The sequence below is a fragment of the Enterobacter sp. HK-058-C-ECC genome (assembly GCF_047531125.1).
Classification (GTDB): domain Bacteria; phylum Pseudomonadota; class Gammaproteobacteria; order Enterobacterales; family Enterobacteriaceae; genus Enterobacter; species Enterobacter quasiroggenkampii.
This window is the reverse complement of sequence record NZ_JBLKCH010000001.1, coordinates 810,532-823,741: the sequence shown is the minus strand read 5'-3', so window position 1 is coordinate 823,741 and position 13,210 is coordinate 810,532. Positions and strand designations below refer to the sequence as shown.

General features: G+C 58.7%; 9 protein-coding genes. 8 read left to right on the top strand and 1 reads right to left on the bottom strand.

Going from position 1 to position 13,210, the window contains the following annotated elements:
• The first annotated feature begins 56 nt into the window (after positions 1-56).
• The 4 genes from murQ to tadA are packed head-to-tail and all read left to right on the top strand — an operon-like array spanning position 57 to position 3,526.
• Positions 57-950: an N-acetylmuramic acid 6-phosphate etherase gene (gene murQ / locus ACMWJS_RS04020; protein WP_045908535.1), complete on the top strand. Its 894-nt coding sequence runs from the start codon at positions 57-59 to the stop codon at positions 948-950.
• 11 nt (positions 951-961) lie between these two features.
• Positions 962-2,323, top strand: coding sequence for a PTS transporter subunit EIIC (locus ACMWJS_RS04015; protein WP_045908536.1), 1,362 nt, complete (start codon positions 962-964; stop codon positions 2,321-2,323).
• Positions 2,324-2,326: 3 nt separating this feature from the next.
• Positions 2,327-2,962: a phosphatidylglycerophosphatase C gene (gene yfhb, locus ACMWJS_RS04010; RefSeq protein ID WP_045908537.1), complete on the top strand. Its 636-nt coding sequence runs from the start codon at positions 2,327-2,329 to the stop codon at positions 2,960-2,962.
• Positions 2,963-3,019: 57 nt separating this feature from the next.
• Positions 3,020-3,526, top strand: coding sequence for a tRNA adenosine(34) deaminase TadA (gene tadA, locus ACMWJS_RS04005; RefSeq protein WP_214608234.1), 507 nt, complete (start codon positions 3,020-3,022; stop codon positions 3,524-3,526).
• Here tadA and mltF read toward each other — a convergent pair.
• Positions 3,414-4,964: a membrane-bound lytic murein transglycosylase MltF gene (mltF, locus tag ACMWJS_RS04000; protein WP_048029578.1), complete on the bottom strand. Its 1,551-nt coding sequence runs from the start codon at positions 4,962-4,964 to the stop codon at positions 3,414-3,416. The two genes, tadA and mltF, sit on opposite strands and share 113 nt — an antisense overlap.
• A 267-nt stretch (positions 4,965-5,231) precedes the next feature.
• Here mltF and purL point away from each other — a divergent pair, with 267 nt between their 5' ends.
• From purL to glrR, 4 genes are all read left to right on the top strand, one after another.
• Complete coding sequence (gene purL / locus ACMWJS_RS03995) at positions 5,232-9,119, top strand: phosphoribosylformylglycinamidine synthase (protein ID WP_414746649.1); 3,888 nt, start codon at positions 5,232-5,234, stop codon at positions 9,117-9,119.
• Between the two features lie 531 nt (positions 9,120-9,650).
• The gene (gene qseE, locus ACMWJS_RS03990) at positions 9,651-11,078 is read left to right on the top strand and encodes a two component system sensor histidine kinase QseE/GlrK (RefSeq protein WP_414746648.1); all 1,428 of its coding nucleotides are present in this window, start codon (positions 9,651-9,653) and stop codon (positions 11,076-11,078) included.
• 1 nt (position 11,079) lies between these two features.
• A complete protein-coding gene (gene qseG / locus ACMWJS_RS03985) occupies positions 11,080-11,817 on the top strand; it encodes a two-component system QseEF-associated lipoprotein QseG (RefSeq protein ID WP_023325881.1) in 738 nt (245 codons plus the stop codon).
• Positions 11,804-13,141, top strand: coding sequence for a two-component system response regulator GlrR (gene glrR, locus ACMWJS_RS03980; protein ID WP_045908542.1), 1,338 nt, complete (start codon positions 11,804-11,806; stop codon positions 13,139-13,141). The genes qseG and glrR overlap by 14 nt, the downstream gene beginning before the upstream one ends.
• The last annotated feature ends 69 nt before the right edge of the window (positions 13,142-13,210 follow it).

The following is a 13,210-nucleotide window of genomic DNA, read 5'->3' as shown; positions in this document are numbered from 1 at the left end:
TTTTATATTCCATTATAGTGTGATTATTATGAATTAAAAATTCTTGAGGTACAAAAATGAATCTTGGCTCACTTGTTTCTGAAACGCGTAACCCGCAAACCATGGATCTGGATGCGCTCTCCACCCTGGAGCTGGTTAACCGCTTTAATCAACAGGATACGCTGGTCGCGCAGGCAGTGAAAGAGACATTACCTGAGGTGGCGAAAGCGGTAGATGCGGCGGCGGAAGCCCTCAAGGCCGGTGGACGCATTATTTACATGGGGGCGGGGACCAGCGGGCGTCTTGGGGTCCTGGACGCGTCAGAATGTCCGCCAACCTTTGGGGTGCCGCATGGTCTGGTGGTTGGGCTGATTGCCGGTGGACCCGGTGCGCTGTTGAAAGCCGTTGAAGGAGCGGAAGATAACAAACAGCTGGGCGAGGATGACCTGAAGGCGCTGAATCTGACGGCGAAGGATCTGGTGGTCGGGCTGGCGGCATCCGGGCGCACGCCGTACGTCATTGGCGGGCTGGAATACGCTAACCAGACCGGCTGCACGACGGTCGCCATCTCCTGTAACCCAGGCTCACCGATTGCACAGGTGGCCGCTATCGCTATCTCTCCGGTGGTCGGGCCGGAAGCGCTCACCGGCTCCACGCGCCTGAAATCCGGGACCGCGCAAAAGCTGGTGCTCAATATGATCTCCACCGGCGCGATGGTGAAGTTCGGCAAGGTGTATCAGAACCTGATGGTGGATATGCAGGCCACCAACGTCAAGCTGGTGGACAGAGCCTGCCGCATGGTGATGGAGGCGACGGGCGCAGGCCGTGAAGAGGCGGAAGCGGTGCTCAAACAGACCGATCACGATGTTAAGCCTGCCATTCTGATGATCTTAAGCGGGCTGGATGCGGCGAGCGCGAGAGCCAAACTCGATGCGCATAACGGCTTCTTACGGGCGGCATTAGAAAACTAACAGAGGCGTGTATGGACAAAACAGCAGCGCTCGCCAGCGGTATCCTGCAGGGGATCGGTGGGGAAAAAAATATTCAGCGTCTCGAAAACTGCATGACGCGGGTACGCGTCGAGGTGCATAACGACGACCAGCTTGACGTGCCACGTCTGAAGCAACTTTCCGGCGTCAGCGGCTACGTGAAACAGGGTCAGCAGCATCAGCTGATCGTCGGCCCGGGGAAAGCGGCGCAGGTTGTCGATGCCATGCGGGCGCTGATGGGCGTTAGCGCGAGCGTGTCGATTGATGATGCTGAGCGCACCAAGGCACAGGTGAAGGCCAAATATAAAGCCCCGATGAGCGACGCGCTGCGACAGCTCGCAAACGTCTTCATTCCGCTGATCCCGGCGTTTATTGCTTCGGGCCTGATCACCGGGATCATCAATATCCTCAAGCGACCGGATATTGTGGGGGATTTCGCCACGCAGTATCCGAACCTGCTGGGGATTCTCGGGATCTTCGGCAGCGCGGTGTTCGCCATTATGAACATTCTGGTCGGGGTCAATACCGCGAAGGTGTTTGGCGGATCGCTGGCGATGGGCGGCGTGATGGCGGGCATCTTGTCCAGCCCGCAGCTGGCGCAGATCACGCTGTTTGGTGAGGCGCTCCAGCCCGGCCGCGGCGGGGTGATTGCGGTGCTGCTGGTGGTCATCCTGATGTGCTGGATTGAGAAAAGGCTGCGCGCGGTTCTGCCAGGCTCGATTGAGCTGATTCTCAACCCGCTGCTGACTACGCTGATTACCGGTAGCGTAGCGATTGTCGCCCTCCAGCCGTTAGGCGGGTGGATCTCTGAAGCCATCGCCCACGGTGCGTCGCTGGCGATTGACCGCGGCGGCCTGTTAGTGGGCGCGGTGCTGTCGGGTACTTTCCTGCCGCTGGTGCTGACCGGCCTGCATCAGGGGCTGGTACCGATCCACGTCGAGCTGGTGCAAGCGCACGGCTATAACGCGCTTCTGCCAATTCTGTCGATGGCGGGGGTGGGGCAGGTCGGTGCGGCGATTGCGGTACTGATGAAAACCCGCAACGCGCGTCTGAAAAAGGTGATTAAAGGCGCACTCCCGGTCGGCCTGCTCGGTATTGGCGAGCCGCTGATTTTTGGCGTCACGCTGCCGCTGGGTAAACCGTTCCTCGCGGCCTGTCTGGGCGGCGCGGTAGGCGGGGCGCTGATCAGCTACTGGAAGGTCGCAACCGTTATTACCTTTGGCATTTCGGGTTTACCGCTGGCATTAACCATCGTGACCGGAAAAGTGATGCTCTATCTGTTAGGCTATTTAGTAGCGGTGATCGCCGGGTTCCTGTTTACCTGGCTATTAGGATTCAACGACCCAGAGGAGTAAGGTTTGGCAAATCACGCGCGTCGCGTTGTCTTTTTCGACCTGGATGGCACGCTGCATCAGCAGGATATGTTTGGTACGTTTATGCGTTACCTGCTGCGGCGTCTACCTCTGAATGCGCTGCTCGTGCTACCGCTCTTACCGGCGATCGGTATCGCGCTGCTGGTGAAAGGCCGTGCGGCGCGATGGCCGATGAGCCTGCTGCTGTGGGGATGTACGTTTGGGCACAGCGAAGCGCGGCTTAAACAGCTGGAGCAGGATTTTGCGCACTGGTTTCGCGGCCACGTTGCCGCCTTTCCGGTGGTGCAGGCGCGCCTGACCGGCTATCTCGACGCGAATGATGCGGACATCTGGCTGATTACCGGCTCCCCGCAGACGCTGGTGGAGCAAGTCTATTTTGATACCCCCTGGCTTCCGCGCGTGAATCTTATTGCCACGCAAATTGCCCGCGGCTACGGCGGTTGGGTGCTGACGATGCGCTGCCTGGGGCATGAAAAAGTGGTCCAGCTGGAGAAACGCATCGGTACGCCGCTGCGCCTGTACAGCGGCTACAGCGACAGTAAACAGGACAACCCGCTGCTCTATTTTTGCCAGCATCGCTGGCGCGTTACGCCATCAGGTGAACTCCAGCAACTCGAATAGTCTTATCCATAATCGGCGTGTATAATGCGCCCCGCTTTTCGACTGGAGTATCAACCGTTGTCCAACCCTGAACTCGACCATGAATACTGGATGCGCCATGCGCTGACGCTGGCTCAGCGTGCCTGGGACGAGGGCGAAGTGCCCGTGGGCGCCGTGCTGGTCCACAATAACCAGGTGATTGGTGAAGGGTGGAACCGCCCCATTGGCCGCCACGATCCTACCGCGCACGCCGAAATCATGGCGCTTCGTCAGGGCGGTCTGGTGCTGCAAAACTATCGCCTGCTTGATACCACGCTGTATGTGACGCTTGAGCCGTGCGTGATGTGTTCCGGGGCGATGGTGCACAGCCGGATCGGGACTTTAGTCTTCGGTGCGCGGGATGAAAAAACCGGCGCGGCCGGTTCACTGATGGACGTGCTGGGTCACCCGGGGATGAACCACCAGGTGAAGACTATCGGCGGGGTGCTTGCACCAGAGTGTTCGGGGCTATTAAGCGATTTCTTTCGAATGCGCCGTCAGCAGAAAAAGCAGCAAAAGGCAGAATTGAAGCCGTCGGCCGATTAAGCTCGTCCGGCGCCACGACAGGGTAGCTTTGGGCCAGCTGTTTGGCCTCTGTCGCCTCTTTTTCTTTCTCCAGCAGATACCCGACCAGGCTAATCTGATATTTACGGATATTTTCCACGTAGGCGTAGGCTTCATGCCCGCGCGCGTAGCCGTACGTCAGCTTGTTATACCATGGCTTCTGGCTCAGCAGCGGCAGCCGCTGCTTTACGTCTGACCAGCTGTCCGGGTTGCCTTTCGTTTTGGCCGTCAGCGCTCGCGCATCCAGCATATGCGCATAGCCCATATTGTAGGCCGCCAGCGCGAACCAGATCCGCTCCTCTTCCGGCACCGTTTCCGGGACTTTGGCCATCATATCCTGCAGGTAGCGCGCGCCGCCGCTGATGCTCTGTTCCGCATCGGTACGGTCATTGACGCCCAGGCTCAGCGCGGTATTTTTGGTTAACATCATCAAACCACGTACGCCAGTCGGAGACGTGGCCTGGGTATCCCAGTGGGATTCCTGATACGAAATAGCCGCCAGCAGTTTCCAGTCAATTTCCTGGGCGTATTTTTCGAACAGCGGCTGCAGGTCCGGCAGGACGCTGTCTACCGCACGCAGGAAGCTGCGGGTGTCAACGTAGTCAAAGTCATCACCATGCCCGAGGTACTTCTCCTCCAGGCGCGCCAGCGTACCGTCTTCATTCATGGTGTTGAAGAAATCGAGCATCGCGGCAGAGAGGGTCTGATCGTCATCGAGCTGAGTAAACCAGGTCACAGGCTGCTCGTCCGTGACGTCCAGCGCCACGGCGATTTCAGGATGCACCCGCTGGAACAGGCTGATCGCGACCGAATCGGCGATGGTGTAGGGGACTTTCTGATCTTTTACCTGCTCCAGCAGCTCCGTCGTGCCGAGTTTCGCATCCACCGTCCAGCTCAGGTCCGGATATTTCTTCTCCTTGAGCTCGCGCAGATCGTCAATTACCACGTGACCGGGGGCAATCGTCAGCTGCCGATCGTTAATCGAGGCCAGCGAGCGCGGGCGCAGGCTCCCGACGCGATAAACCAGCTGCTGCGAAACGGAGTAGTACGTCGGGCCTGGCTGGTAGTTTTTGCTGCGCTCGCTGTTATACACCAGCCCGGCGGCAAGCATGTCGGCATCGTCGTTATCGAGGTCATCAAACAGCTGGTTGATATTCTGGCGGACGGTGATTTTTAGCTTCACGCCAAGATAATCGGCGAACTGTTGTGCCAGTTCATAATCCAGACCAATGATTTTGCCGTTGATGTCGCTGTAAATCAGCGGAGAGTTAAGGGTACTGACGCGCAATTCCCCCCGCTCCTGAATGGCGGCGATACGGTTTTCGGCTTTGCCGATCCAGGGGAGGGAAGGCCAGAGGGCCACTGCCAGCAGCAACGTTACAATGCCGATGAGCAGATAATTAATCTTTAATTTTTTCAATTAGTTAATTCTCTGCGACGCCGGTTGCCTCAGTCTGCTGTAGCCATGTTAACAATAAGGTTTGCCATTGAATGAGCGGCATTTTGCGTAAACTTGCGCCACTTGGCAACCAATTAGAGAGACAGGTCACATCTATTGTTAAATCTCTTCGTCAATTTTATTTCGACGCAAACGGTTTCGTCGGCGCTCAGGATTCTCTATAATGACGCCCGTTTTCCCCCCTTGCGCACACTGTAAGCGCCCCGGCGCTTCGAAGACGAGAGACTTATGATGGAAATTCTGCGTGGTTCGCCTGCACTGTCTGCCTTCCGTATTACCAAACTGCTGGCACGTTTTCAGGCGGCCGACCTTCCGGTAAGCAATATTTACGCTGAGTATGTCCATTTTGCTGACCTGAATGCCCCCCTGAATGCAGAGGAGCGCGTACAGCTGGAACGCCTGCTCAAGTATGGCCCAAGCCTCAGCAGCCATACGCCAACCGGCAAACTGATCCTTGCGACGCCGCGTCCGGGCACCATCTCCCCTTGGTCTTCCAAAGCCACCGACATCGCCCACAACTGTGGCCTGAGCCAGATTAACCGTCTGGAGCGCGGCGTGGCGTACTATGTGGAAGCCTCTACCCTGAGCGACGCGCAGTGGCAGGCGGTTGCGGCTGAACTGCACGACCGCATGATGGAGAGCGTGTTTGCCTCTCTCGATGACGCGCAGAAGCTTTTCTCCCACCATCAGCCTGCGCCAGTACAGAGCGTGGACCTGCTGGGGCAGGGCCGTCAGGCACTGATTGACGCCAACCTGCGTCTCGGCCTGGCGCTGGCAGAAGACGAAATCGACTACCTGCAGGATGCGTTCGTTAAGCTCAACCGTAACCCGAACGACATCGAGCTCTATATGTTCGCGCAGGCGAACTCTGAGCACTGCCGTCACAAGATTTTCAATGCCGACTGGATTATTGACGGCGAACAGCAGCCAAAGTCGCTGTTCAAAATGATCAAAAACACCATGGAGCAAACCCCTGACCACGTGCTGTCTGCCTATAAAGACAACGCCGCGGTGATGGAAGGTTCCGAGGTGGGCCGCTTCTTCGCCGATCGCGAAGCAGGGCGCTATGACTTCCATCAGGAGCCCGCGCATATCCTGATGAAGGTTGAAACCCACAACCACCCGACCGCGATCTCCCCGTGGCCGGGTGCGGCGACCGGCTCAGGCGGTGAAATCCGTGACGAAGGGGCGACCGGTCGTGGTGCAAAACCCAAAGCGGGTCTGGTCGGTTTCTCCGTCTCCAACCTGCGTATCCCGGGCTTTGAACAGCCGTGGGAAGAAGATTTCGGCAAGCCAGAGCGCATTGTGACCGCGCTTGATATCATGACCGAAGGCCCGCTGGGCGGCGCGGCGTTTAACAACGAATTTGGTCGTCCGGCGCTGAACGGTTACTTCCGTACCTATGAAGAGAAAGTGGACAGCCACAACGGCGAAGAGCTGCGCGGCTACCACAAACCGATCATGCTGGCGGGCGGGATCGGCAACATCCGTGCCGATCACGTGCAGAAAGGCGAGATCGTCGTCGGCGCGAAGCTGATCGTGCTCGGCGGCCCGGCGATGAACATCGGTCTGGGCGGCGGTGCGGCCTCTTCGATGGCCTCCGGCCAGTCTGATGCGGATCTCGACTTCGCGTCCGTGCAGCGTGACAACCCTGAGATGGAGCGTCGCTGCCAGGAAGTGATCGACCGCTGCTGGCAGCTGGGCGATGCTAACCCGATCCTCTTTATCCACGACGTGGGCGCGGGCGGTCTGTCCAACGCCATGCCGGAGCTGGTGAGCGACGGCGGCCGCGGTGGCCGTTTCAACCTGCGCGATATCCTGAGCGATGAGCCGGGCATGAGCCCACTGGAAATCTGGTGTAACGAATCCCAGGAGCGCTACGTGCTGGCCGTTGCGGCGGATCAGCTGCCGCTGTTTGACGAACTGTGCCGCCGCGAGCGCGCGCCGTATGCCGTCATCGGTGAAGCGACCGAAGAGCAGCACCTGACTCTGAGCGACACCCATTTCGACAACCAGCCGATCGATCTGCCGCTCGACGTTCTGCTCGGTAAAACGCCTAAGATGACCCGCGACGTGCAGACCCGTAAAGCGGCGGGCAAAGCGCTGGATCGCCAGGGCATTACCGTAGCTGAAGCCGTTAATCGCGTGCTGCACCTGCCAGCTGTTGCTGAGAAAACTTTCCTGGTGACCATCGGCGACCGTACCGTGACCGGTATGGTATCCCGCGATCAGATGGTTGGCCCGTGGCAGATCCCGGTGGCGAACTGCGCCGTGACCACCGCGAGCCTCGACAGCTACTACGGCGAAGCGATGGCGCTGGGCGAACGCACCCCGGTCGCGCTGCTGGACTTCGCGGCCTCTGCCCGTCTGGCGGTCGGTGAAGCGCTGACCAACATCGCGGCGACGCAGATTGGCGACATCAAACGTATCAAGCTCTCCGCAAACTGGATGGCCGCTGCCGGTCACCCAGGCGAAGATGCGGGCCTGTATGAAGCCGTGAAGGCGGTGGGTGAGGAGCTGTGTCCTGCCCTCGGCCTGACCATTCCGGTGGGCAAAGACTCCATGTCGATGAAAACCCGCTGGCAGGAAGGTAACGAGCAGCGCGAGATGACCTCCCCGCTGTCGCTGGTGATCACCGCGTTTGCCCGCGTGGAAGACGTGCGTCACACCGTTACGCCGCAGCTGGCGACCGAAGATAACGCCCTGCTGCTGATTGACCTGGGTAAAGGCCACAACGCGCTGGGCGCCACCGCGCTGGCGCAGGTTTACCGTCAGCTTGGCGATAAGCCAGCCGACGTGCGCGACGTAGCGCAGCTGAAGGGCTTCTACGACGCCATCCAGGCGCTGGTGGCGCAGCGTAAGCTGCTGGCCTACCACGACCGTTCCGACGGCGGCCTGCTGGTGACCCTGGCTGAGATGGCCTTCACCGGCCACTGTGGGGTTGAAGCCAACATCGCTACGTTGGGCGAAGATCGTCTGGCGGCGCTGTTTAACGAAGAGCTGGGCGCCGTGATTCAGGTGCGTGCGGCAGATCGCGACGCGGTTGAAGCGATTCTGGCGCAGCACGGTCTGGCTGACTGCGTGCACTATCTGGGTAAAGCCGTTCAGGGCGATCGCTTCGTCATTGAAGCTGACGGTCACGCCGTGTTCAGCGAAAGCCGCACCACGCTGCGCATGTGGTGGGCGGAAACCACCTGGCAGATGCAGCGCCTGCGTGATAACCCGGAATGTGCCGATCAGGAGCACAACGCGAAGGCCAATGACCAGGATCCAGGCCTGAACGTGAAGCTATCCTTCGACATCAACGAAGACATCGCCGCGCCGTACATTGCGACCGGTGCGCGTCCGAAAGTGGCCGTGCTGCGCGAGCAGGGCGTTAACTCCCACGTTGAGATGGCTGCCGCCTTCCACCGCGCGGGCTTTGACGCTATCGACGTCCACATGAGCGACCTGCTGGCCGGACGTACCGGTCTGGAAGATTTCCAGGCGCTGGTGGCGTGCGGTGGTTTCTCCTACGGTGACGTGCTGGGTGCGGGCGAGGGCTGGGCGAAATCTATCCTCTTCAACAGCCGCGTGCGCGACGAGTTCGAAACCTTCTTCCATCGTCCGCAGACCCTGGCGCTGGGCGTGTGCAACGGCTGTCAGATGATGTCTAACCTGCGCGAACTGATCCCGGGCAGCGAAGCCTGGCCGCGCTTTGTGCGTAACCAGTCTGACCGCTTCGAAGCACGCTTCAGCCTGGTGGAAGTGACCCAGAGCCCGTCTCTGCTGCTGCAGGGAATGGTCGGGTCGCAGATGCCAATCGCGGTGTCGCATGGCGAAGGTCAGGTCGAAGTGCGTGATGCCGCGCATCTGGCTCAGCTGGAGAGCAAAGGTCTGGTAGCGCTGCGCTTTGTCGATAACTTCGGCAAGGTCACGGAAACCTACCCGGCTAACCCGAACGGCTCCGCCAACGGTATTACGGCGGTAACCAGCGAAAGCGGTCGTGCCACCATCATGATGCCGCATCCGGAACGTGTGTTCCGCACCGTGAGCAACTCCTGGCACCCGGAAAACTGGGGCGAGGACAGCCCGTGGATGCGTATCTTCCGCAACGCGCGTAAGCAGCTGGGTTAAGTTTCAGCGTCCTGACTGTAGGCCCGGTGAGCGCAAGCGCCACCGGGCTTTTTTGTCTCTGTCGCAAAATCGCGACAACCCTTTGGTGTGAGTGTCTCCAAAAGGAGACATTTAACCTATTGATTTATATGTGGCAGAAAAGGTTCCCGTTAAGGTGTTGCTGAACAGCGACACTTAGCCTGAAAATCATTCAACCGATAACGAACGGGTTAAACGAGTAAAAATCATATATTTCAATGTGTTAATTTTTTGTTTTGCATTCTGGCACGAGTGTTGCATAATATTAACCAGTGGCTCATTCACCTTCTTATGTCAGCCCCTTCGGGACGTGCTACATAAACTTCGAATGACGCACAAAAAGGTGCCTGCCGTCCAACTACTGATCATAGCGATGCTTTATCAGGCCAGGGCGAAACGTCGAGTTAGGCACCGCCTCATTCCATGACAAAGCCGGGTTTTTACCCGGCTTTGTTGTATCTGAAGGGCAGACTCAGTTACGCTCTGCGTAAACCCCATTAAGAGAGTAATGCGTTGAAACGCTGGCCCGTTTTTCCCCGCTCCCTGCGACAGCTCGTCATGATGGCCTTTCTGCTGATCCTGCTGCCGTTGCTGATCCTTGCCTGGCAGGCGTGGCAAAGCCTGAACGCGCTGAGCGCGCAGGCGGCATTAACCAACCGCACGACGCTCATTGACGCCCGGCGCAGTGAGGCCATGACCAACGCCGCCCTGGAGATGGAGCGCAGCTATCGTCAGTACTGCGTGCTTGACGATCGCACGCTGGAAAAGGTGTACCAGAGTCAGCGCAAGCGCTACAGCGAAATGCTGGATGCCCACGCCGGCGTATTGCCTGACGACAAGCTGTATCAGGCGTTACGTCAGGATCTGAACGATCTCGCGCAGCTGCAGTGCAGTAACAGCGGTCCGGATTCCGCTGCCGCCGCGCGCCTGGAAGCCTTCGCCAACGCCAACACCGAGATGGTGCAGTCAACCCGCACGGTGATTTTCTCGCGCGGCCAGCAGCTTCAGCAGGAGATCGCCGAGCGCGGCCAGTTCTTCGGCTGGCAGGCGCTGGTGCTGTTCCTCGTGAGCCTCGGGCTGGTTCTGCTCTTTACCCGCATGATCATCGGCCCGGTGAAGGGGATCCAGCGGATGATCAACCGCCTGGGGGAGGGAAAATCACTGGGTGATACGGTCGCTTTTAAAGGCCCTCGCGAATTGCGTTCCGTCGGTCAGCGTATTATCTGGCTGTCCGAGCGCCTGGCGTGGCTTGAATCACAGCGTCATCAGTTCCTGCGCCATATCTCCCATGAGCTTAAAACGCCGCTGGCCAGCATGCGCGAAGGGACGGAACTGCTGGCGGACGAAGTGGCAGGGCCGCTTACGCCCGAACAGAAAGAAATTGTCGAGATCCTGGATAACAGCAGCCGCAATCTGCAGAAGCTGATTGAGCAACTGCTGGATTACAACCGCAAGCTGGCTGACGGGGCGGTTGTACTGGAAAACGTCGACATTGAACCGCTGGTGGATATGGTGATCTCCGCCCATAGCTTGCCAGCAAGAGCTAAAATGATGCATACCGGTGTAGAGCTGAATGCGCCGACCTGTCTCGCTGAACCCATGCTGCTAATGAGCGTGCTGGATAATCTTTATTCCAATGCGGTGCACTATGGTACTGAATCCGGTAACATTTATATCCGAAGCTATATGAAGGGTTCCCGGGTGTTTATAGACGTCGCTAACACCGGCACCCCGATCCCCGATGACGAAAAAACCATGATCTTCGAGCCCTTTTTCCAGGGGAGTCATCAGCGGAAAGGTGCGGTGAAAGGCAGTGGTCTGGGCTTAAGCATCGCCCGGGACTGCATACGACGCATGCAGGGTGAGCTAAACATTGCCACGGACGAACGTTCGGATGTTTGCTTCCGTATTGAACTGCCCCTGAGCCGGAAAAATCAATAAAATGAATCTATGTCTGGTGAGTATGTCACACGTCTTTTCCCGCGCCGTACGCGCGGTGTTTTCCCGCAGCACGCTTCGCCTGAGCCTGCCCTGTTTATTTCTGGCTGGGTGTGTTTCCCATGTGCCGCAAAGTGCGATTAGCGATAAACAAGAAGATAAATGGCCCGATAACCAGCTGGCCGATTTCCTCTCAACCCGCTGTGACGACATCTGGAACCTGTCGGGGCATGACGTCGAAAGTAACCCGCTGTTCTGGCTGCGCGGGATAGACTGCGCCCAGCGTCTGGCGCCGGTTGATGCCCGCGCGAAAGCGGCGATGCTGGATGATGATACCTGGCAGGACGCGTTCAAGCGTGGGATTTTGCTGGCGGATGCGAAAATCACTCCCGTTGAACGCCGCGCCAACGTGACCCGACTGGACACGTTTGTGGTCAATCTCCCGGTACAGATCCGCCCTGTATACCAGCTCTGGCGCGAGGGACAGACGCTACAGCTTCAGCTTTCTGAAGAGCGCTCCCGCTACAGCAAGCTGCAACAGTCAACCGATAGCGAGCTTGATACACTGCGCCAACAGCAGCAACATTTACGTACGCAGCTGGATACCACGACGCGTAAGCTGGAGAACCTGACCGATATCGAAAGACAGCTCTCGTCGCGTAAATATCAGCCGGGGAGTTCATCCGCTGCGCCGGACAGCGATACGCCGAAACAAGAGGATGTGAAGCATGACGAGCCGTAAACCAGCCCATCTCTTACTGGTGGATGACGATCCCGGTCTGTTAAAGCTGCTGGGGATGCGTCTGGTGAGTGAAGGCTACAGCGTCGTGACCGCGGAAAGCGGGCTGGAGGGGCTGAAAATTCTCAGCCGCGAGAAAATCGATCTGGTGATAAGCGACCTGCGGATGGATGAAATGGACGGCCTGCAGCTGTTTGCGGAGATCCAGAAGCAGCAGCCGGGGATGCCCGTGATTATCCTGACCGCGCACGGGTCGATCCCGGATGCGGTTGCCGCGACGCAGCAGGGCGTATTCAGCTTCCTGACCAAGCCGGTGGACAAAGACGCGCTGTATAAGGCTATCGACAGCGCGCTGGAACATGCCGCTCCGGCGGGGGATGAAGCGTGGCGGGAGCCTATCGTCACCCGCAGCCCCGTGATGCTGCGCCTGCTGGAACAGGCGAGGATGGTGGCGCAGTCTGACGTCAGCGTGCTCATCAACGGCCAGAGCGGAACCGGGAAAGAGATCCTCGCGCAGGCGATTCATAACGCCAGCCCGCGCAGCAAGAACGCCTTTATTGCGATTAACTGCGGCGCGCTCCCGGAACAACTGCTTGAATCCGAACTGTTTGGTCATGCCCGCGGCGCATTCACTGGCGCGGTAAGCAGCCGGGAGGGGCTGTTCCAGGCGGCGGAAGGTGGCACGCTGTTCCTGGACGAGATTGGCGACATGCCCGCGCCGCTGCAGGTCAAGCTGCTACGCGTGCTGCAGGAGCGCAAAGTGCGCCCGCTGGGCAGCAACCGCGATATCGATATTAACGTGCGAATTATCTCCGCTACCCACCGCGATCTGCCAAAAGTGATGGCCCGCAACGAGTTCCGCGAAGATCTCTACTACCGTCTGAACGTGGTCAACCTGAAGATCCCGGCGCTGGCCGAACGTGCGGAAGACATCCCGCTGCTGGCGAACCATCTTTTGCGTCAGGCGGCCGATCGTCATAAACCGTTCGTGCGTGCGTTTTCCACCGATGCGATGAAGCGGCTGATGGCCGCAAGCTGGCCGGGTAACGTGCGTCAGTTGGTCAACGTGATTGAGCAGTGCGTGGCGCTGACCTCCTCACCGGTCATCAGCGACGCGCTGGTGGAGCAGGCGCTGGAAGGGGAAAACACGGCGCTGCCGACGTTTGCCGAAGCGCGTAACCAGTTTGAGCTGAACTATCTGCGCAAGCTGCTGCAGATCACCAAAGGCAACGTGACCCACGCGGCGCGGATGGCCGGGCGCAACCGCACCGAGTTTTACAAGCTACTCTCGCGTCACGAGCTGGAAGCGAACGATTTTAAAGAGTAGTACCGCAAAATTCGCCTGAATATGGTACTGTGAGCAATCGATTACGAGGCAGCTTACAGGCAAGAGTTT